Genomic DNA, 20,363 nt, shown 5'->3' with positions numbered 1-20,363 from the left:
GGGCTGCCCGGCGGGGAACCAGGCCGGAACCGCCGGCCTGGTGCCGCCGCGGGGCGCGCCGCAGGGTCAGCTCGGGACCGCTTCGATCAGACTGAGGCCGACGTGCGACGGCAGCGTCACGATATCGGTGAGGGTGAGCCCCGACCGCGTGCACAATTTCTCGAAGTCGGCGCGGGTGCGTTCCTTTCCGCCGACGAGCACCATCATCTGAAGGTCCTTGAGATAAGGATTCAATTCCGAGGTGTCCGGGATCACCGTCTCGGGAAGTACCACGTCCACGATCAGCAGCCGGCTCCCTGCGGACATCGCCGTGCGGCAGTTCCGGAGAATGGTGGCCGCGCGGTCGTCGTCCCAGTTGTGGATGACGCTTTTGATCATATAGAGATCCGCGCCGGCCGGTACGGCTTCGAGGAAGTTCCCGGTGGCGACCGTGCAGCGCTTTTCCAGTCCGGCGGCCTTTATGGTGCCGGCCGCCTGGTCCGCGCCCTCGGCGGTGTCGAACACGACTCCACTCAGATCGGGCTGACCCTTCAGGATCGAGGCGAGCAGGGTGCCGTCGCCGCCGCCGATATCGGTGACCGTGGTGAACCGGCCGAAGTCGTAGTGTTCGGTCAGTGTGGCGGCCGTCCGGTGGGTTTCCTGGCTCATGGCGGTGTTGAACACCGCCGACAGTTCCGGTTCGTTGCCGAGGTACTCGTATATCGGCATGCCGAAGTGCTCGTCGAAGGCGGTGCGGCCGGTGCGTATGTTGGATTCCAGGCGGGACCAGGGCGCCAGCGACACGGGCGCGGTGTGGAATCCGGCGAAGTCGTGCAGCGAGGCCGGGTGCTCCTTGCGCAGTAACGAACCGGCCTCGGTGAGCGCGAAGGTGCCGGGGCGGGGTTCCGTACACAACCCGAGGCTGGCGAGCGCGCGGAGCAGCCGGTTCAACTGCTCCGGGGGAACCTCGTATCCCCGGGCGAGCTCGGTGACATCCGCCTCGCCGTCGCCGATGGTGTCGGCGATATCCATCCTGGTCGCCACGCTGACGACCTCCGTGGCCCGCGCCCCGAATACCCACTGCATCAGCGTCCGGCGCGCATCGACCTGTGCCGCGCTCCATTCCGTCATTTCTTTTCCTCTCCATTCCATGCCCACGGGCGGTGAAGGGATTCCGGGACGGTGCCGAGGGATTTTGAGACGGCATCATGAGAAATATCCAGCCCGGATTCCCGGCTGATCACGGCTCTTACCCTGCAACCTGGGGCAGCGTGCGGTCAAGCAAGGAAAGCGGGGTGAACCGGACAAGTGATGGCCGTGGTGGGGTGGTTGACATCGGCTGTTGCTTCGTGAACCCGACTCCATTCCCGTCGTGGATTCCGCGCCGAGTCCGGGCGGCCGGCGAGGTTTACCCGCCGGAATGGTGAGCAGGCCGGCGGCGGCTCGCGTCGTCGCCCCCGCCGCCCCGTCCGCCATATCCATGGTGGTGTCCATGGTCGCCCGCCGCCGCGTCCCCCGCCGCCCCGATGACCGCGCGGGCCAGGGCGATCAGGTCCGGGATGCGGGGGTGACCGGGGGCGTCGCGCCAGGCGAGGACGACGGGGACGGGCGGGGCGTCGGACAGGGGGACGTAGGCCATCGCGGGATGGGGGTGCATCCGGGCCGTACCGGTCGTGGTGACGCCCACGGCGCGGCCGCCGGTGATGGCGGCGAGCCAGTCGTCCGTGTTGCCGGTGGTGATGCTGGTGGCCGGGCGGGCCGTCGCGGGCCAGAGGTCGAGGGTGGTGGTGCCGGAGACGGTGTTCAGGGCCATGGTGCGGCCGGCCAGCTCGGCGAGGGCGAGCGAGGTGCGGTGGGCGAGCGGGTCGTCGGCCGGGAGGCCGGCCACCCTGGACTCGGTGGTGAGCTGCTCGGTGACCAGGCCCGGGGCGGCCACCTCGCCGCGCAGGAGGGCGATGTCCACCTCGCCGCGGGCGAGCCCGGCCGTGCGGTCGTCGACCCGGAGCAGTTCGAGCGGGGTGTCGGGGTACTCCTCGTGCCAGCGGCGGAGCAGCGCCGTGGTGTACGCGCCGGCCGCCGACCAGGCGTGGCCCAGGCGCAGCGGCCAGACGGTGTGACCCGCCTGGCCGAGCGCCCGGTCGAAGGCGGCCACCGCGATCGCCGCCCGGTCGCGGAAGGCGAGACCCTCCGGGGTGAGCGCGAGGTGGTGGGTGGAACGGTCGACGAGGCGGATGCCGAGTTCCTGCTCCAGACGGCGCAGGGTGCGGGAGACGGCGGGCTGGGTCAGGTGCAGCCGCTCGGCGGCGCGGGTCACGCTGAGGGTGTCGGCGATGGCCAGAAAGCAGCGGAAATGACGCAGCTCGATGCTCATGCGTGCGGAGCATAACAACAGGAGAAAAGGCATTTCACGGACCGTAAGGGCGGGCCGTAGCGTGGGTGGGGTGACCTCATCGCCCGCCAGTTCCGATGGCCCCCGCTCAGCCACTCCCGCCCCGGCCGGCCCGCCTGCCGACGCGCCGTCCGGTGCCCCGTCCGCCGTCTCGGCTCCCGGCCACGGAAGGCCGTCCGGCGACGGGGTGATATCCGCGCCCGTACCGGCCTCGCCCGAGGTCCTGGCGGCGGAGGCCGGGGCCGGCGGCGGGCCGGGGCGGTTCGGGTCGGTGGCGCTGGTGATCGGCGGCATCGTCTCGCTCCAGTTCGGCGCGTCGGTGGCGGTGCTGCTCTTCCCGCGGGCCGGTGCGCTGGGCGTCGTCACGCTCCGGCTGGTCGTCGCCGCGCTGGTGCTGCTGCTCGTCTGCCGCCCCCGACTGCGCGGCTACTCGCGCGGCGACTGGGCCACGGTGCTCGCCTTCGGCGTCGCCCTGGTCGGCATGAACTCCCTCTTCTACCAGGCGATCGACCGCATTCCGCTGGGTGCGGCGGTCACCCTGGAGTTCCTCGGGCCGCTGATCCTCTCGGTGGTCACCTCGCGTCGGCTGCTGAGCCTGGTGTGGGCGGCGTTGGCGCTGGGTGGCGTGCTGCTGCTGGGACGCGAGGGCTTCGACAGCCTCAACCTGGCCGGTGCGGGCTGCGCGCTCGCGGCCGGTGGGCTGTGGGCCGCGTACATCCTGCTCTCGGCCCGTACCGGACAGCGCTTCCCGCAGGCCGACGGGCTCGCGCTGGCGCTGACCGTCGCGGCGGTGCTCAGCCTGCCGCTCGGCATCTTCAGCGCCGGCACCGCGCTGCTGGACCCGGTCACCGTGGGCCTGGGCGCCGCCGTCGCCCTGCTGTCGTCGGTCATGCCCTACACCCTGGAACTGCTCGCCCTGCGCAAGCTCCCGGCCTCCGGTTTCGCGGTCATGATGAGCCTGGAGCCGGCCGCCGCGGCCGCCGCCGGGTTCCTCGTCCTGCACCAGGCGCTGGGCTGGGCCGAGATCCTGGCGATCGGCCTGGTCGTGGTCGCGAGCGTGGGCGCGGTACGGGGCGCGGGGGCGGCGTCACACGGCTGAGGTGGCGGGACACCGCCGTACGGGGGTTCCTTGTCGTACGGGCCGCCCGGCGTACGGGCCACCCGTCGTCCGGCCCGCCCGTCGTCCGGCCCGCCCGTCGTCCGGCCCGCCCGTCGTCCGGCCCGCCCGTCGTCCGGACCGGGGCGTCCGTGGCGGTGTCGCAGTCTCGCTGTGGCGCTGTGGCGCTGTGCCGCGGTACCGCCCCGGGATCATTTGGATCATTTCGTGCAGACCGCGTACGCCGTACCGGTGAGTGCGGCGCGCTGCGGCATGTCCCAGGCGGTCTTCTGGGCTTCGTCCAGGGCCTTCTGGGCGGCCTGCCGCTGCGCGTCCGTGGCGGTCTTGTCCCCCATGACCTTGTCCAGTGCGTCCTGCCTGTCCTGGACGACCTCCAACTGGTGCAGCAGGGCGGGGTTGACCGAGCTGGCACTGACCACCCAGCCGGTGCCGTCGGCGGTGGGGCGGGAGGCGGTGACGGCCTGTTCCATCTCGTAGCCGGGGACCTCGAAACCGCCGCCGGACGCGTGGTAACCGGCCGGGCACCGCGCCGTCAGACCGTCCAGCTTGCCCTGCACCTTCACGGTGCGGGGGGCCGGGCCCTTGGGCGCCGCGGCGCTCGTGGCCACCGGCAGGCTCCAGACGAGCAGTCCGGCGGCGGTGGCTGCGGAGAGGTTCAGTGCGGTGGCGCGCATCGCGGCTCGGCCGTCCTTCCGTGGAGAGTGCAGCGGTAGACGGATACTCCCGGGGATGCGCCCGGGAGGCGGAGACATCCGGCCGTGTCCTTGGGCCGTCACCTGTCGGGGCGCCATGTTCACCGGCTTGGCGGTGGTGCCCGCCGGTACGCGCCGAACACCTGGCGGACGACACCGAACACCCGCCGAACACCCGCCGAACACCCGCCGAACGCCTGCCGCGAGACGCCGAGATGTCGCTGTCTGCCGTCAGCCGTCCAGTGCCCGCCGCCCGCCGTTCGCTGTCTGCTGCCCGCCGCCCGCCGCCCGCCCCCCGCCGTCCGGCGAATGCGGCGTGAATCATGCAGGCGTGCTTGATTGTTTCTTTCGGCGCTGCCACGCTCGGAGCGCATCACCTCGCACCGCACCCGCACGGCCGCGGCTCCCGCCGTGGGCCGTCACGTATGCCAACGCGCCCTGCCCGTAAGGCAATGGGGCCGATGAGGGGAGTGTCGCGTGTCCGTTCCCGGCGCCGTACTGGCGGACCTCAGGGATGAGTGTGACGAGCTGGACGGGCTGGTGGCCGGGCTCCCGGCCGGGCGGTGGGCGGCGCCCACGCCCGCCGAAGGCTGGACCGTCGCCCACCAGATCGCCCATCTGGCCTGGACCGACCGGCAGGCGCTGCGCTCCGCCACCGACCCGGACGGCTTCCGGCGCGCCGCGCGGGAGGCGCTGGCCACCGCGCCGCTGACCTTCGTCGACGACGGCGCCCGAGCCGGGGCGCGGCTGCCGGCCGCCGAGCTGCTCGCGGACTGGCGGGCCACCCGCGAGGCGCTGCTGCGCGCGCTCGCGGCCCGGCCGGACGGGGGGAAACTGCCGTGGTTCGGGACGTCGATGAGCGTCACCTCGATGGCGACCGGGCGGCTGATGGAGACCTGGGCGCACGGACAGGACGTCGCCGACGCGCTGGGTGTCACGCGCACCCCCACCGCCCGGCTGCGGCATGTCGCCCATATCGGCGTACGGGCCCGGGACTACTCCTACGCGGCCCGGCAACTCACCCCGCCCGCCGAGGAGTTCCGCGTCGAACTGCGGGCGCCGGACGGTGCGCTCTGGACGTACGGGCCGCCGGCCGCCGCGCAGCGGGTGACCGGTGACGCGCTGGAGTTCTGTCTGCTGGTGACCCAGCGGCTGCACCGGGACGACGCGGTGTCCGTACGGTCCGAAGGGGCCGAGGCGGAGCGGTGGCTCGGGATCGCCCAGGCGTTCGCGGGCCCGCCGGGGCAGGGGCGCCCGCCGGTGAAGGGACCCCGGGCGGCCGGGACGCGACAGGCCCGGAGTGAACAGGCCGCCCGGAGCGAACAGGCCGGGAGCGGCCCCGACGGCGCCGAGGGCGGCCCCATATGAGCGCCCCGCGCCCCGATGCCCCGCGCCCCGATGCCCCGCGCCCCGATGCCCCGGCCCCCGAGGGATCGCCCCCCGCGGCCCCCCGCCCCGCCGTCCTGCGCATCGGTAATGCCTCCGGCTTCTACGGTGACCGCTTCGACGCCGTCCGCGAGATGCTCACCGGTGGCCCCCTGGACGTGCTGACCGGCGACTATCTCGCCGAACTGACCATGCTGATCCTCGGCCGGGACCGGCAGCGGCACCCCGACCGGGGCTACGCGCGGACGTTCCTGCGGCAGCTGGAGGAGAACCTCGGACTGGCCGTCGACCGCGGCGTGCGGATCGTCACCAACGCGGGCGGGCTGAATCCGGCCGGACTGGCCGACGCGATCCGGGAGTTGGCGGCGAAGGCCGGGGTGCCCGTACGGGTGGCGCATGTGGAAGGCGACGATCTGCTGGCGCGGCGCGGGGCGCCCGGGGACCGGAGCCCCGGCACCCCGGCGGCCCCCGGCCCGTCAGGGGACCCCGGACCGGCGGCGGCGCTCGGGCGCGCCGTGGACGGCTGGGGCCCGGAGGTGCTGACGGCCAACGCCTATCTGGGCGGCGGCGGGATCGCCGCCTGTCTGCGGGCCGGTGCCCAGGTGGTGGTGACCGGCCGGGTCACCGATGCCGCGCTGGTCAGCGGGGCGGCCGCGGCTCACTTCGGATGGCGGCCGCAGGATCTGGACCAGCTGGCCGGTGCGGTCGTCGCCGGGCACGTCCTCGAATGCGGCACCCAGGCCACCGGCGGCAACTACGCGTTCTTCGGCGCCCATGACGTACGCCGGCCCGGTTTCCCGCTCGCCGAGATCGCCGCGGACGGCAGCTCGGTGATCACCAAGCATCCCGGCACCGGCGGCGCGGTCACGCCCGGTACGGTCACCGCCCAGCTGCTCTACGAGACGGCCGGGGCGCGCTACGCCGGGCCGGATGTGACGGCCAGGCTGGACACCGTGCGGCTGACGGCGGACGGCGCCGACCGGGTCCGGATCGAGGGGGTGCGCGGCGAGGCGCCGCCGCCGGCGCTGAAGGCCGGACTGACCCGCCTCGGCGGCTGGCGCAACGAGGTCACCTTCGTCCTGACCGGGCTGGACATCGACGCCAAGGCCGCGCTGGTCCGCGCGCAGATGGCGGCGGCCTTCGACGCCGCCGGCCGGCGCCCGGCCGAGGTGCGGTGGACGCTGGCCCGCACCGACCACGCGGACGCCGCCGTCCAGGAGGAGGCGAGCGCCCTGCTGCGGCTGGTGGTGCGGGACGCCGATCCGGCCGCGGTGGGGCGGGTGGTCAGCGGCGCCGCGGTCGAGCTGGCGCTGGGCAGCTACCCCGGATTCCACGTCACCGCACCGCCCGGCAAGGGCGACCCGTACGGCGTCTTCGAGGCGGTCGCGGTGGACCGGGCGGCGGTGCCGCATCTCGCGGTACTGCCGGACGGCACCCGGGTGTACGTACAACCACCCGAAGAGACACGGGAGTTGACGCGGCTGCCCGATCCGCCGCTGCCGCCCCCGCTCGACGCCGCGCTGCCCGTCCGGCGGGCCCCGCTCGGCCGGGTCGCGGGTGCGCGCAGCGGCGACAAGGGCGGCTCGGCGAACGTGGGGGTGTGGGTCCGTACGGACCGGGCCTGGCGGTGGCTGGTGCATGAGCTGACCGTCGAAAAATTCCGCCAACTGCTGCCGGAGACCGCCGGGTTGCCGGTCGACCGGCATGTACTGCCCCGGCTGCGGGCGCTGAACTTCGTGGTCGACGGGCTGCTCGGCGAGGGGGTCGCGGCGCAGGCCCGGTTCGATCCGCAGGCCAAGGCCGTGGGGGAGTGGCTGCGCTCGCGGTACCTGGAGATACCGGAGGTGTTGCTGTGACCGTGCTCGCGACCGGACTCGATCCGGCGGACGCCGAGTACGCGGAGCGCCGCGCGGCGATGCTCGCGAAGCTGGCGGAGGTCGCGGCCGCACACGGCGGCGCGCTCGACGGCGGCGGCGAGAAGTACCGCGAACGCCACCGTAAGCGCGGCAAACTGCTCGCCCGCGAGCGGATCGAACTGCTGCTGGACCCCGACACCCCGTTCCTGGAACTGTCGCCGCTCGCCGCCTGGGGCAGCGACTACCCGGTGGGCGCCTCGCTGGTCACCGGCATCGGCGTCATCGAGGGCGTGGAGTGCCTGGTCACCGCCAACGACCCGACGGTACGCGGCGGGGCCAGCAACCCCTGGACGCTCCGGAAGGCGCTGCGGGCCAACGAGATCGCCGCCGCCAACCGGCTCCCGGTCATCTCGCTCGTCGAGTCCGGGGGCGCCGACCTGCCGAGCCAGAAAGAGATCTTCATCCCGGGCGGGGCGCTGTTCAAGGACCTCACCCGGCTGTCCGCGGCCGGCATCCCGACCGTCGCCGTCGTCTTCGGCAACTCCACCGCCGGCGGTGCGTACGTCCCCGGGATGTCCGACCACGTGATCATGGTCAGGGAACGGGCCAAGGTCTTCCTGGGCGGGCCGCCGCTGGTGAAGATGGCGACCGGCGAGGAGAGCGACGACGAATCGCTGGGCGGCGCCGAGATGCACGCCCGCACCTCCGGGCTCGCGGACCACTTCGCCGTCGACGAGCCGGACGCGCTACGGCAGGCCCGGCGGGTGGTCGCCCGCCTCAACTGGCGCAAGGCGCACCCCGATCCGGGCCCCGCCGAACCGCCGAAGTACGCCGAGGAGGAGCTGCTGGGCATCGTCCCCGGCGACCTCAAGGCGCCCTTCGACCCGCGCGAGGTCATCGCCCGGATCGTGGACGGCTCGGACTTCGACGAGTTCAAACCGCTGTACGGACCGAGCCTGGTGACCGGCTGGGCCGCACTGCACGGCTATCCGGTCGGCATCCTCGCCAATGCGCAGGGCGTGCTGTTCAGCGCCGAGTCGCAGAAGGCCGCCCAGTTCATCCAGCTGGCGAACCAGCGCGACATCCCGCTGCTGTTCCTGCACAACACCACCGGTTACATGGTCGGCAAGGAGTACGAACAGGGCGGCATCATCAAACACGGCGCGATGATGATCAACGCGGTGTCGAACTCGAAGGTCCCGCATCTGAGCGTGCTGCTGGGCGCCTCGTACGGCGCCGGGCACTACGGCATGTGCGGCCGGGCCTACGACCCGCGGTTCCTCTTCGCCTGGCCGAGCGCCAAGTCCGCCGTCATGGGGCCGCAGCAGCTCGCCGGGGTGCTGTCGATCGTCGCCCGCGCCTCGGCCGCGGCGAAGGGGCAGTCCTACGACGAGGAGGCGGACGCGGCGCTGCGCGCCATGGTGGAGGCGCAGATCGAGTCCGAGTCGCTGCCCATGTTCCTGTCCGGGCGGCTCTACGACGACGGCGTCATCGACCCGCGCGACACCCGCACCGTCCTCGGCCTGTGCCTGTCCGCCCTGCACACCGCCCCGGTCGAGGGCGCGCGCGGCGGCTTCGGCGTCTTCCGGATGTGAGGAACCCGTGATCTCTTCCCTGCTCGTCGCCAACCGCGGCGAAATCGCCCGGCGGGTCTTCCGCACCTGCCGTGAGCTGGGCATCTCCACTGTCGCCGTGTACTCCGACGCGGACGCGGGCGCACCGCACGTCCGGGAGGCGGACACCGCCGTACGGCTCCCGGGCGACGCCCCGGCCGACACCTATCTGCGCGGTGACCTGATCGTGCGGGCCGCGCTCGCGGCGGGCGCCGACGCCGTCCACCCCGGCTACGGCTTCCTCTCCGAGAACGCCGGTTTCGCGGCCGAGGTCGCCGCCGCCGGGCTGGTCTGGATCGGGCCGCCGCCCGCCGCCATCGAGGCCATGGCGTCCAAGACCCGGGCCAAGGAGCTGATGGCGGCGGCCGGGGTGCCGCTGCTGGCGCCCGTCGACCCGGCCCTGGCCACCGCCGCCGAGCTGCCGCTGCTGGTGAAGGCGGCGGCCGGCGGTGGCGGACGCGGGATGCGGACGGTGACGCGACTGGCCGATCTGGACGCCGAGCTGGCGGCGGCGCGGGCCGAGGCGGCAGCGGCGTTCGGCGACGGGGAGGTGTTCGTCGAGCCGTATGTCGTGGACGGCCGCCATGTCGAGGTGCAGATCCTCGCCGACGCGTACGGCACGGTCTGGACGCTCGGCACCCGCGACTGTTCCCTCCAGCGGCGGCACCAGAAGGTCATCGAGGAGGCCCCGGCCCCCGCGCTGCCCGACCCGCTGCGCCGCACCCTGCACGAGGCCGCGGCGCGGGCCGCCCGCGCCGTCGACTACCGGGGCGCGGGCACGGTGGAGTTCCTGGTCGCGCCCGGCGCCGCCCCCGCCACCCGGCCCGGCGACTCCGGCACGCCCGCCACCGGCCCCGCGCGGGCGTACTTCCTGGAGATGAACACCCGCCTCCAGGTCGAACACCCGGTGACCGAGGCGATCTACCGACTCGACCTCGTGGCACTCCAGTTGCGGATCGCCGAGGGGGAGCGCCTGGACAGCGCACCGCCGGCGCCGCGCGGGCACGCGGTCGAGGCGCGGCTCTACGCGGAGGACCCGGCCGCCGACTGGCAGCCGGGCACCGGCACCCTGCACCGGCTGGCGGTGCCCGACGGTGTCCGGCTCGACTCCGGCGTCACCGACGGCGACCCGATCGGCGTGCACTACGACCCGATGCTGGCCAAGGTCATCGCCTGGGCGCCGACCCGCGACGAGGCCGTCCGGCGGCTCGCGCACGCCCTGGAGCGGGCCCAGGTCCACGGCCCGGTCACCAACCGCGATCTGCTGGTCCGCTCGCTGCGGCACCCGGACTTCACCACCCCCGCCCGCCTCGGCACCGGCTTCTACGGCCGCCACCTCACCGCGCTGACCGCCCGCGACACCACCCGGGCCGCCCGGGAGCGCGTCGCCGCGCTGGCCGCCGCGCTCGCCGACGCGTCCGGCCGCTCCCGGTTCGGCGGCTTCCGCAACGTCCCCGCACAGCCGCAGACCAAGACCTACGCGGCCGACGGCGGCACGGGCGCCGAGTACGAGATCCGCTACCGCCTCGGCCGGGACGGACTGACCGCCGAGGACTTCCCCGGCGTCCGGCTGCGCGGCCTCGCACCGGACCACGTCATCCTCGAAGTCGACGGGCTGCGGCGGGAGTTCACCGTCGCGCGCTACGGCGACCGGGTCCACGTCGACTCGGCGCTCGGCGGGTACGCCTTCGCCGCCCGGCCGCGCTTCCCCGACCCCACCGCCGGTACGGAACCCGGCTCGCTGCTCGCGCCGATGCCCGGCACCGTCGTACGGATCGCGCCGGGGCTCACCGCGGGCGACCGGGTCGGGGCCGGGCAGCCGCTGCTGTGGCTGGAGGCGATGAAGATGGAACACCGGATCACCGCACCCGCCGCCGGTACCCTCACCGCGCTGCCGGTCCGTACCGGGCAGCAGGTCGAGGTCGGCACCCTGCTCGCCGTCGTCACGGACTGACCGGCACCACCGCTCGCACCACCCTGCCCGCTCGCACCACCCTGCCCGACCGCACCACCCTGTCCGGCCGCTCCACCTCGTCCGATCGTTCTCCCGTTCCCACCCCTCCCGACAAAGGAGCCGTCGTGAGCAACGCCGTGAACAGCCCCACGAACGACGCCACGATCAACACCACGGACCACACGACCCACACCACCGCGGCCGACGCCGTGCGGCACCGGCACCCCGCGATCGAGTCCGAGGAGCACCGCGCGCTGCGTGCCGCCGTCGCCGCGCTCGGCAAGCGCTACGGCCGCGCGTACTTCACGAACGTCGTCGCGGAGGGCGGGCACACCGACGCGCTGTGGACGGAGGCCGCCCGGCTCGGCTACCTCGGCGCCAACCTGCCCGAGGAGTACGGCGGCGGAGGCGGCGGCATCGCCGAACTCGCCATCGTGCTGGAGGAGTTGGGTGCCGCCGGCTGTCCGCTGCTGATGCTCGTCGTCTCGCCCGCCATCTGCGGTACGGTCATCGCCCGGTTCGGCACCGACGAACAGCGGCGGGCCTGGCTGCCGGGCCTGGCGGACGGCACCCGCAAGATGGCCTTCGGCATCACCGAGCCGGACGCCGGTTCCAACTCGCACCGCATCACGACCACCGCCCGCCGGGACGGCACGGACTGGATCCTCAACGGCCGCAAGGTCTTCGTCTCCGGTGTGGACATCGCCGACGCGACGCTGATCGTCGGCCGCACCGAGGACGCCAGGACCGGACGCCTCAAGCCCTGCCTGTTCATCGTGGAGCGCGAGACCCCCGGCTTCGGACGCCGCCCGATCCCGATGGAACTGGCCGCGCCGGAGAAGCAGTTCGAGCTGACCCTGGACGATGTACGGCTGCCCGCGGAGGCGCTGGTCGGCGACGAGGACGCCGGACTGCTCCAGCTCTTCGCCGGGCTCAACCCCGAACGGATCATGACTGCCGCGTTCGCCCTCGGTATGGGCCGCTACGCCCTGGAGCGGGCCGTCGACTACGCCCGCACCCGGCAGGTCTGGAAGGAGGCGATCGGCGCCCACCAGGCCGTCGCGCACCCGCTCGCACAGGCCCATATCGAGCTGGAACTCGCCCGGCTGATGATGCAGAAGGCCGCGCACCTCTACGACGCGGGCGACGACATGGGGGCGGGCGAGGCCGCGAACATGGCCAAGTACGCGGCGGCCGAGGCCGCGGTGCACGCCGTGGACCAGGCCGTACACACCCTCGGCGGCAACGGCCTCACCCAGGAGTACGGCCTCGCCTCGCTGATCACCGCCGCGCGGGTCGCCCGGATCGCACCGGTCAGCCGCGAGATGATCCTCAACTTCGTCTCGCACCAGTCGCTGGGGCTGCCCAAGTCCTACTGAGGGTAGGGAGACGTGCACCGAGGGCAGGGAAACCCCCGTCACACTCACACCGTTGAGCCGCACTCTCACCGCTGAAGGGCAGGACCGGTCATGGTGTTCTCCACGTCCCGTGTCTCCGACACGTCCGCCGCGCCACCCGCATCCCCCGCGTCCCGGGTGTTCCGCAGCGAGTACCCCGAGGTCGCGCCCGTGGAACTCCCCATCCACGAGGCCGTTCTCGGCCCCGCCGCCTCCTACGGCGACCGCCCCGCACTGATCGACGGCCTCGACGGCACCACCCTCAGCTACACCCAGCTGGACCACGCCACCCGCCGGCTCGCGGCCGCCCTCGCCGCGGCCGGGGTCCGCAAGGGCGAGGTGCTGGCCCTGCACAGCCCCAACTCCCTCGTCTACCCGGTCGTCTTCTACGCCGCCTCGCGCTGCGGGGCGGCCGTCACCACCGTCCACCCGCTCGCCACGGAAGCCGAGTTCGGCAAGCAGCTGGCGGACTCCGGGGCCCGCTGGATCGTCACCGTCGCGGCGCTGCTGGACACCGCCCGCGCCGCGGCCCGGCAGACCGGCGGGATCGCCGAGATCTTCGTCTGCGACCGCGCCGAGGGCCACCGGTCGGTCCAGGACCTGCTCGGCAGCACCGCCCCGGAACTCTCCGTCACCCTCGACGCCGCCACCGACCTGGCCGCGCTGCCGTACTCCTCCGGCACCACCGGCACCCCCAAGGGCGTGATGCTCACCCACCGCAGCATCGCCACCAACCTCGCCCAGCTCGACCCGCTGATCACCAGCGGCCCCGGCGACCGGGTCCTGGCCGTACTGCCCTTTTTCCATGTCAGTGGCTCTAAAGGACAGTGAACGAGGTGGTCAAGTGCAGAGCGGCCCCGGTACCTGTGAGCGAGGTGCCGGGGCCGTGGCCTGAGTGCGAGGCCGTGCCCGCCGTCGGCGGGCACGGGCTGGTCGTTAGTGGGGGATACCTTCGATGATGTCGCGCGCCCCCTGCCGCAGCAGTTCGGCGCAGACGCGGGAGCCGAGTACGGCCGGGTCGTTCAGAGACTCGCCCCAGAAGTGCGCGTGAACGAACTTGGAGCCGTCGCGCGAGAACACCATTCCGCGCAAGCTGAGCTGCCCGTCGGGGTCCGTGACACAGTGCCCCGCAATGGGGCTGTTGCAGTGTCCCCGGAGGCCGTGCAACATGACGCGCTCAGCGGTGATCTCCGTCATGGTGCGTTCGTGGTTGAGCTGCTGGAGCAGGTAGGCGACCGCGTCGTCATCCTTCCGGCATTCGAGGCCGAGCGCACCGGCGCCGACGGCCGGCAGTATCTCGGCGACCTCGAACACCTGCCGGGCCCGGCCCTGAAGTTCGAGCCGTTCGAGTCCGGCCTGCGCGAGAACCATTGCGTCCAGCTTGTGATCCATGGGCTTCCGCCCGTCGAGCTTGTCGATTCGCGTACCGACCAGGCCGCGAACTCTGATCACGTTCAGATCAGGTCGCGTGCGGAGGATCTGAGCCTTGCGGCGCACGGCCGAGGTGGCGACGGAGGCGCCGGGGGACAGATCGGCGAGCGTCTGAACGTCGGAACCCTCGGGGACGAGCAGCACGTCGCGCACGTCGTCGCGAGGCAGGTACGCGGCGAAGATCAGGCCGCGCGGCATGGGAACGTCACCGGGTACGTCCTTGATGCAGTGCACGGCCATATCGATCTGACCGCGCTGCAACATCTGATCGATTTCGCGGACGAACAAGCCCTTCCCGCCCAACAGGGCTAAGTCGCCCTGCCACTTGTCCGCTTCGGTGGTGACCGGCATGACCTCGATGTCGAGGTCGGGCTCGATCTTGCGGAGCAGGGCCGACACCTGGTCAACCTGAGCGAGTGCCAGCGGCGAGCTGCGGGTACCGATGCGCAGCTTCCGGGCGGGGAAGTCGGTCGTGTTCATAACGTCCCTTCGTGTCTGGTTTCACGGTAGACCGCGCCGTCGGGCTGGAGGGGCCCGACGATTCGCGCGGCTATTGCGGGGTGCAGCATCGATTCCGCCTCGGCGCGGGTGGCCCAGCGCCAGGCGTCGAGTTCTTCGCGCTGCAAGGTGATGCGATCGGTGTCGTCCCGGTATAGCTCGGGTCCGGCAAACAGGAGCGCCATCCGGTCACGGCGGCCGGGGCGGGTGGCTTGCAGCCATTCGATGGCGAACAGGTCGTGTTCCTGTATGTCGAGGTCGAGCCCGAGTTCTTCGCGACCTTCCCGGCGGACAGCGTCGAGGGGCGACTCGCCCTGGTCGACGATGCCCCCTGGAAGCTGCCACGGACCGTCGGGCTTGGCGGGGTGGACGAGTAGCAGGTGGTCGCGCGGGTCCGTGATGAGTACGGCGGCGGTCACGGGGTGACCGGGGGCCGGTGGTGGCATGGCGCATCCTTTGGTGTCGATGGCTTAAATGAGGCGCGCGATTGACGGCGGCATGAAGAGGTCGCGCGCCCGGTGCTGCGCCCATATGAGTGCGGCTTCGTCCTTGCAGCGCGCGTAGTAGGGGCACAGGTCGCAGCCGTTGATGTGCTGGGGCGGCACGTCGTCGGGGTGCGCCGCGGCTATGTGCCGCGCCAATTGCAACTGTTCCCAGAAACAGCCCTCGGCGGCGGCCCACTGGCGGCCGAGCCGCAGCAGCAATCGCGCGCACTCGGGACAGCCCCACATGAACGGCGGTGGTACAGGCCGTTCACCGACCTTGCGCGGGTCCTCGGCCATCACCGGCGCCGGATTGTCGTCGCGCCCATGTAGGCGCGGCCTGTCGCGAGGACGCGCGCGAGGTACGCCTCGACGGCGTCCGGGCCCGCGCCGGGCGGGATCGGGTCAAGGCCGATCGCTAAGCACACGCGTCCGCCGGCGCTCACGTGCGCGCGCCACTCGTCGCCGGTCGCCGGTAGCTGCATGGTGCAGGCCGGGTGCCCGTAGTCGAGGACGACGACCGGTCCGCGCAGCGTCAGCCGGTCTCCGACATGCGGTACGCGCTCGGCGGCCGGCCGTAAGCGCATCGCGTCGACCATGCCCAACAGGCCAGTCTCGATCGCGGCCGTCTCCTCAGGGCGTCGCGGAGGTGCGTGGCCGATCAAAACGTATGCGATGGAGGCGGAACGGATGTTTACGTCCATCCACGTTGAGATCACACACCCGACTGTGAAACCGGGGCCGGGCACAGCCCTGATAGTGACTGGATTCGTCACAGTGCCACCTCCGCCCATACGGCTTTACCGAACGGGACGTCGTAGGTGCCCCACGCCATAGGGCAGAGGGCGTCAAGGATGATCAGGCCGCGCCCGCGGTCGCGTTCTGCGGACTCCGGGCGAACGCGGGGATGCCGACGAACCGGATCGTGCACCTCGACCCGCGTTCGGACCTCGTCCGTGTCGAGCGTGAGGCGTAGAAAGTCGTCGGGTTCGGTGCCGTACCTGATGCTGTTCGTTACCAGCTCACAGACGACCAAGACGACCGAATCGGCATGGGTCTCAGCACCCGGAACGTGGTACGCGGTGAACTCGCGTGCAAACTCACGGGCGCGTCTGGCCGATTGGGGGTCGCTCGCCAGCAACAGCCTGGGCGGAGGACCGTCGGGCGGCGGGCAACATGCGGGTCGAAGCACCCGCGGTGGATCGAACATGCGAGTCCCCTTACGGGCAAATGCCGCGCGCGGAGCCGACGTGTGCAGTCCGGCACAGCGACGTAGCGGAACGATCGCTCGGGAAGTGGTTTTCCAGACTGCACGGCGGGCCCTATGCCGTGCAAGACTTCATGGCGTTGCACCGCTTGCAGGGTGTCGAACTGATGCCTTGTACTGCGGAGCGAGTGCCCAACAGCTTTCATCGTGAGGGACAAATGTCCTTCATACTGGGTTCTGTAGGAGGGGTAGAGATGGCTGAGGGTCCGACCGGGTCGACCGTGCCGCGTCGTCAACTGGGGCGAAATCTGCGAGCCCTGCGCAACCGGGCTCGCCTGACGGTGCGCGCAGCAGCAACGAAACTGGAGTGGTCCGAGGCGAAGATGTGGCGCATCGAGACGGGCCAAACCCCTCTGCGCAGCCTCGACGTTCAGGCAATGTGCCTGGTGTACGGCGCTGCACCAGACCTCACCGAGGCTCTGATGGGGCTGGCGAAGGAAACTAAGGCGCGTGGCTGGTGGCACGCCTACGGCGACGTGATCCCAGAGGGTTTCGACGTCTACGTGGGACTTGAAGAAGCCGCGGACACCTTGTCGTTGTACGAGAGCGACATCGTCCCTGGGCTGCTTCAAACCGACGGGTACGCACGCGAGATCATCCGTACGCACATCCGAGGGATTGGCGACACGGACCTCGATGGACGCGTGCGCCTGCGCATCGAGCGTCAGTCGCTTCTGACTCGGGTCACTGATCCGCCGGTGTTGCGCGTCGCGCTGAGCGAGGCGGTACTACGCCGCCCCGTTGGCGGTTGCGACGTGATGGCGCAGCAACTTGCGCACCTTGTCTACGTCTCCGAGTTGCCGAACGTCGCGATTCGTGTGATCCCCTTCGCGGCTGGTATGCACTCGGGGGCCGTCACCGGGCCTTTCATCATCTTGCGCTTCCCCATGAACGGCGACGGGGTCGCCACGGAGCCACCGACGGTCTACGCGGACGGGTACACGGGGGGCCTGTACCTGGACAAGGAACGGGAGGTGAAACAGTATGACGCGGCCTTTGACAGCATCTGGGAAGCATCGCTAGATGAGCAGGCGTCGCAGCGCCTAATTTCTGAGGTAGCAGGGAGCTATGAAAAGGGTTGACAACGCTGAGTGGTTCAAGTCGAGCCACAGCAACGGAAACGGCGCCTGCGTCGAGGTGGCATACCTCGACGATGCGGTTGCCATGCGAGACAGCAAAGAGCAGGCGGGCCCGGTCCTGACGTGCACTTTCGAGGGGTGGCAAGCATTCATCGGAAGCGTGGTCGAGGGCGAGGTGTAGGCACAGCTCGCGGTGATCCGGACGGGCAGTGCTCCAAAGCAGAATAACGCCCCCCGCACGGCCGTAGGTGGCCGTGCGGGGGGCGTTGCTCATGAGCGGGCTGCGAACTGCCACAGGGACAGAACGAGACCGGCGACGGCGACCAGGGCGGCTACCGACGGAAGCGGCCACCGGCTCTTTTCGAGGGTGTCGAGGCGGGTGTCGCCGCGCTTCTGGCGTTCGGTCTCGCCCCGTTCGAGGGTGTCGAGGCGGGCGTCGTGGTCGTCGATGCGGCGGGCGTGTTCCTTGATCGCCTCGTCGGTCTGGTCGTGCCGTTGCACAAGCAGGGCGAGGGCGCCGTCGGTGCGGGTGAATCCGACCTCGATCGTCCTTCGGATGCGTTCGAGTTCCAGCGCGACCGAAGCCGGATCGGTCACGCGCTACCGCCTCCGTCCTCGGACCGGGCTGGCGGTGCGGTGCGCAGCCATTCGGGTATGAGGGCCTGGACGCTGGGCAGAGCCATCACGCGGGCGAGGCCGCCGGCGATGGCGAGCGCGCCGGCGACCCACGGCAGGGTGGAGGGGATGCCGGAGGCATCGACGATGGCGGGGAGCAGTACTGCGAGGGCTACGGCGGTCTGCACGACGGTGCGGACGGTCCGGCGAGCGGCATCGGTCATGGGGTTCTCATTTCATGAAGTGGGGAGGGCCGGCCGGCCCGCGGGTGCGGGCCGGCGGCGTGGTTAGACCTTGGGAACCTTGAGCGCGTCCCACTGGCGTCGACCGGGCCATCCGTCGCAGTATTGCGGGGCGTCGCCGAGCTTCTTTTGCCACCGTCGGAACGACTCCTTGTCGGCGGCCGTCCACTGCGGGCCGGGCCCCTCTGCGTAGGCCGAGCAGCCTTCGGCGGCGAGGCGCCGGCCCATGGCGGTCACGATGGGAGAGCGCGGATAGCTCTTGAAGAAGTCGACGCCCGGGAACGGCTCGAACTTCGGGGCCGGTACGGGCTTGCCCGGCTTGGTGCCGAGCCGGCGGTCGACGCGCTCGCGCATGGTGGCCATGGAGAAACCGCGCGGGTCGACCTTGGTGTTCGTCCACTCCTTGTGGCCGATGACGCTCGCTGCGCTCCATCCGTAGGCGCGGCAGATCGCGGCGCCGGCCTTCTCGATGGCGAGCAACTGCGCCTCGGGCCATGGATCCGCGCCGTTGCCGAGGTTCACGCACTCGAATCCGTAGAACCGCGCGTTGCCGTCGGTGTCGTTCCGGTTGGTGGCGGGTAGCTTGCGCTCGGCCACGACCGCGGCGAGTACGTTGCTGTCGCCTCGGCCGGCGTGGTTCGCGCGGCCGGAACTGATCAGGTAGACCGTGCCGTCCTTGGCGATCACGCCATGGCACAGCGGGCCGGGCAGGTCGGCGTATCCGTCGTGGCACATGCGTACTGAACCGTCGGTGCCGGACGACACAGTGTGGTGGATCAGCACGCCGTTGATCGGGCCCCATGCGCCGTGGCCGGCGCGGCTGTGGGTGCGCCAAGATCCGTACTCGACGACCTTCACGCCCTCGGCGCGCAGGGCGGCGAGCAGCTTGTCGGCGGTCAGGGGAGTTGCCATAGGTAGGGCTCCAGACATGAAAAATCGCCCGCGGCGACTGCCGGGGCGTACGGGTGGGGTGGTGGTCAGGGTGCGAGTGCCAAGATCGGGATGTCGTGGTCGGCGAGCGCGGTTGTGGCCGTCGGGCTGACCGTGGTGGGCAGCGTGGACTGTGCGGCGATGTACCAGGCGCGCGGGAACGGGCTGCTGGTCATGAAGAAGTTCGCCGCGGCGACCGGCGCATCGTTCTGCACGTGGAAGAACGAGAAGTCGCTCGCGCCGCCCGTGGTCATCAGCCACGCCACCCAGTAGCGGCCCGGGGTGAGGGTCGTTGAGGTGAACGACAGGGGCACGGCGCCGATGTGGTTCGCCGCCATGGCCGGGAGCGCGCCGGTCTCCTGCCCGGCTTGGGTGAGGGCGACCGCGCTCGACGCGACGACGCGGGTACCGTCCGCGCGGTAGATGCCGGCCATGAACCGATCGGCAGTCACGCCTCCGTACCCACGGGCGAACATGACCGCTCGGCTCACGGTGGTGTTCTCCGTGATGTTGATGCCGGTGAGGTAGAGGCGCTGCGGGGCGAGGTACTTCGCGGCGGGGTTGGCCACGCTGCCCGGGTCGCACGACCAGGCGACGAATCCGAGGGCCTGCGGCGTCCAGACGTTACGGGCGCCGCTCGCGGCCGGGAGCTGCGCGGCGGGAACGCGGCCGGTGGCGTCGAGCTGGGCGACGCCACCCGCGGCGCCTGCGGCGGTGGCCGGGAGCGCGCCGACGTCCGCAGCGTCGAGGCGGACCTCGGCGGCGGAGTGGCCGTTGACGGACTGCACGAGACCGGGGGCGCCGTCGCGGCCGTCGGCCCCCGGCGCGCCGTCGGCGCCGGGCTGCCCCTGCTCGCCGCGTTCGCCCCGCGGTCCCTGCTCGCCGCGGGGCCCGGTCTCGCCCGGCGGGCCGGGCACCGTGCTGTCCGCGCCGGCCGGGCCCTGCTCGCCGCGCGGCCCCGGCGGGCCGGTCTCCCCGCGGGGACCCGGCGGGCCGACGAGGGAGTCGAGCCAGTCGGCGACGGTGCCCTCGAACCCGGCGGCGACGGCCACCTCGTACGCGGAGTCACCGCGTACAGCAACGTAGTTGGGCTTGCTCGGATCTGTCGGCGCGATGTCGGCGAGGTCCACCTCGGGTGCCTCGGCCGGCAGCAGGATCTGATACGAGCGGCCGGCGGGGATGCCCGACAGGGCCTCGGTCACGGTGTACGACCAGCCATCGGGGATCATCTCGGGCGCGTCGGTGGCGGGCAGGGTCGCGCTGATCTGGCCTTGTGCGTCGAGCTGCGCGACGACCGGGCCGCCGAGGATCACGTCGGCGGCCGGGAACGTGAGCTGCGCGGGGGCGCGGAAGACGACGCTGCCGGACAGGGGGCGGCCGTCGGGGGAGAGGTAGCGGCCGGTGACGGTTACGGTGGGGATGGAGTCAGGCAGCAT

General features: G+C 71.9%; 20 protein-coding genes and 1 pseudogene. 9 read left to right on the top strand and 12 right to left on the bottom strand.

The window, feature by feature from the left end:
• Positions 1-66 precede the first annotated feature (66 nt).
• Positions 67-1,110, bottom strand: a complete 1,044-nt coding sequence (locus ACLJWH_RS10770) for a methyltransferase (RefSeq protein ID WP_411141415.1) — start codon at positions 1,108-1,110, stop codon at positions 67-69.
• Between the two features lie 277 nt (positions 1,111-1,387).
• The gene (locus tag ACLJWH_RS10765; protein ID WP_411141414.1) at positions 1,388-2,350 is read right to left on the bottom strand and encodes a LysR family transcriptional regulator; all 963 of its coding nucleotides are present in this window, start codon (positions 2,348-2,350) and stop codon (positions 1,388-1,390) included.
• A gap of 241 nt (positions 2,351-2,591) precedes the next feature.
• Between ACLJWH_RS10765 and ACLJWH_RS10760 the strand changes: the two genes are divergently transcribed.
• Positions 2,592-3,467, top strand: a complete 876-nt coding sequence (locus tag ACLJWH_RS10760) for an EamA family transporter (RefSeq protein ID WP_411141792.1) — start codon at positions 2,592-2,594, stop codon at positions 3,465-3,467.
• 218 nt (positions 3,468-3,685) lie between these two features.
• Here ACLJWH_RS10760 and ACLJWH_RS10755 read toward each other — a convergent pair whose 3' ends face one another.
• A complete protein-coding gene (locus ACLJWH_RS10755) occupies positions 3,686-4,159 on the bottom strand; it encodes a hypothetical protein (RefSeq protein WP_411141413.1) in 474 nt (157 codons plus the stop codon).
• 495 nt (positions 4,160-4,654) lie between these two features.
• Here ACLJWH_RS10755 and ACLJWH_RS10750 point away from each other — a divergent pair, with 495 nt between their 5' ends.
• The 6 genes and pseudogenes from ACLJWH_RS10750 to ACLJWH_RS10725 form a co-directional block, all read left to right on the top strand.
• The gene (locus ACLJWH_RS10750) at positions 4,655-5,545 is read left to right on the top strand and encodes a TIGR03084 family metal-binding protein (protein WP_411141412.1); all 891 of its coding nucleotides are present in this window, start codon (positions 4,655-4,657) and stop codon (positions 5,543-5,545) included.
• A complete protein-coding gene (locus ACLJWH_RS10745; RefSeq protein WP_411141411.1) occupies positions 5,542-7,419 on the top strand; it encodes an acyclic terpene utilization AtuA family protein in 1,878 nt (625 codons plus the stop codon). The genes ACLJWH_RS10750 and ACLJWH_RS10745 overlap by 4 nt, the downstream gene beginning before the upstream one ends.
• Complete coding sequence (locus tag ACLJWH_RS10740; protein WP_411141410.1) at positions 7,416-9,014, top strand: acyl-CoA carboxylase subunit beta; 1,599 nt, start codon at positions 7,416-7,418, stop codon at positions 9,012-9,014. Before ACLJWH_RS10745 ends, ACLJWH_RS10740 begins: the two co-directional genes overlap by 4 nt.
• A 7-nt stretch (positions 9,015-9,021) precedes the next feature.
• Complete coding sequence (locus ACLJWH_RS10735) at positions 9,022-10,986, top strand: biotin carboxylase N-terminal domain-containing protein (RefSeq protein WP_411141409.1); 1,965 nt, start codon at positions 9,022-9,024, stop codon at positions 10,984-10,986.
• A gap of 209 nt (positions 10,987-11,195) precedes the next feature.
• Positions 11,196-12,365: an acyl-CoA dehydrogenase family protein gene (locus ACLJWH_RS10730; RefSeq protein WP_411141791.1), complete on the top strand. Its 1,170-nt coding sequence runs from the start codon at positions 11,196-11,198 to the stop codon at positions 12,363-12,365.
• A gap of 156 nt (positions 12,366-12,521) precedes the next feature.
• Positions 12,522-13,199, top strand: a pseudogene (locus tag ACLJWH_RS10725) (AMP-binding protein); the annotation flags it as partial.
• A gap of 120 nt (positions 13,200-13,319) precedes the next feature.
• Here the strand turns inward: ACLJWH_RS10725 and hemC are convergent.
• The 5 genes from hemC to ACLJWH_RS10700 form a co-directional block, all read right to left on the bottom strand.
• Positions 13,320-14,294, bottom strand: coding sequence for a hydroxymethylbilane synthase (gene hemC, locus ACLJWH_RS10720; RefSeq protein WP_411141408.1), 975 nt, complete (start codon positions 14,292-14,294; stop codon positions 13,320-13,322).
• Complete coding sequence (locus ACLJWH_RS10715) at positions 14,291-14,731, bottom strand: NUDIX domain-containing protein (RefSeq protein WP_411141407.1); 441 nt, start codon at positions 14,729-14,731, stop codon at positions 14,291-14,293. The genes hemC and ACLJWH_RS10715 overlap by 4 nt, the downstream gene beginning before the upstream one ends.
• Before the next feature lie 51 nt (positions 14,732-14,782).
• Positions 14,783-15,094: a hypothetical protein gene (locus ACLJWH_RS10710; RefSeq protein ID WP_411141406.1), complete on the bottom strand. Its 312-nt coding sequence runs from the start codon at positions 15,092-15,094 to the stop codon at positions 14,783-14,785.
• On the bottom strand, positions 15,094-15,498 hold the full coding sequence (locus ACLJWH_RS10705) for a hypothetical protein (protein ID WP_411141405.1): 405 nt from the start codon (positions 15,496-15,498) through the stop codon (positions 15,094-15,096). The genes ACLJWH_RS10710 and ACLJWH_RS10705 overlap by 1 nt, the downstream gene beginning before the upstream one ends.
• Positions 15,499-15,566: 68 nt before the next feature.
• Positions 15,567-16,004 carry an ATP-binding protein gene (locus ACLJWH_RS10700; protein ID WP_411141404.1) on the bottom strand — a complete coding sequence of 146 codons (438 nt, stop codon included), beginning with the start codon at positions 16,002-16,004 and terminating at the stop codon, positions 15,567-15,569.
• Between the two features lie 251 nt (positions 16,005-16,255).
• On the opposite strand from ACLJWH_RS10700, the gene ACLJWH_RS10695 reads away from it, so the two are divergent.
• A complete protein-coding gene (locus tag ACLJWH_RS10695) occupies positions 16,256-17,143 on the top strand; it encodes a helix-turn-helix domain-containing protein (protein ID WP_411141403.1) in 888 nt (295 codons plus the stop codon).
• On the top strand, positions 17,130-17,321 hold the full coding sequence (locus ACLJWH_RS10690) for a DUF397 domain-containing protein (RefSeq protein WP_411141402.1): 192 nt from the start codon (positions 17,130-17,132) through the stop codon (positions 17,319-17,321). The genes ACLJWH_RS10695 and ACLJWH_RS10690 overlap by 14 nt, the downstream gene beginning before the upstream one ends.
• Before the next feature lie 89 nt (positions 17,322-17,410).
• On the opposite strand, the gene ACLJWH_RS10685 is transcribed toward ACLJWH_RS10690, so the two are convergent.
• The 4 genes from ACLJWH_RS10685 to ACLJWH_RS10670 form a co-directional block, all read right to left on the bottom strand.
• Positions 17,411-17,737 carry a hypothetical protein gene (locus ACLJWH_RS10685; RefSeq protein ID WP_411141401.1) on the bottom strand — a complete coding sequence of 109 codons (327 nt, stop codon included), beginning with the start codon at positions 17,735-17,737 and terminating at the stop codon, positions 17,411-17,413.
• Positions 17,734-17,979 (bottom strand): hypothetical protein, encoded by a 246-nt coding sequence (locus ACLJWH_RS10680; RefSeq protein ID WP_411141400.1) that lies wholly within the window; start codon positions 17,977-17,979, stop codon positions 17,734-17,736. Before ACLJWH_RS10680 ends, ACLJWH_RS10685 begins: the two co-directional genes overlap by 4 nt.
• Before the next feature lie 63 nt (positions 17,980-18,042).
• Positions 18,043-18,909: a peptidoglycan-binding protein gene (locus ACLJWH_RS10675; protein ID WP_411141399.1), complete on the bottom strand. Its 867-nt coding sequence runs from the start codon at positions 18,907-18,909 to the stop codon at positions 18,043-18,045.
• A 65-nt stretch (positions 18,910-18,974) separates the two neighbouring features.
• Entirely contained in the window at positions 18,975-20,363 is a 1,389-nt protein-coding gene (locus ACLJWH_RS10670) for a hypothetical protein (RefSeq protein WP_411141398.1), read from the bottom strand.

The organism is Streptomyces sp. x-80 (assembly GCF_046549095.1).
GTDB lineage: Bacteria > Actinomycetota > Actinomycetes > Streptomycetales > Streptomycetaceae > Streptomyces > Streptomyces celluloflavus.
Note: the sequence above shows the minus strand (reverse complement) of the source record. Positions and strands in the feature narration are given on the sequence as shown.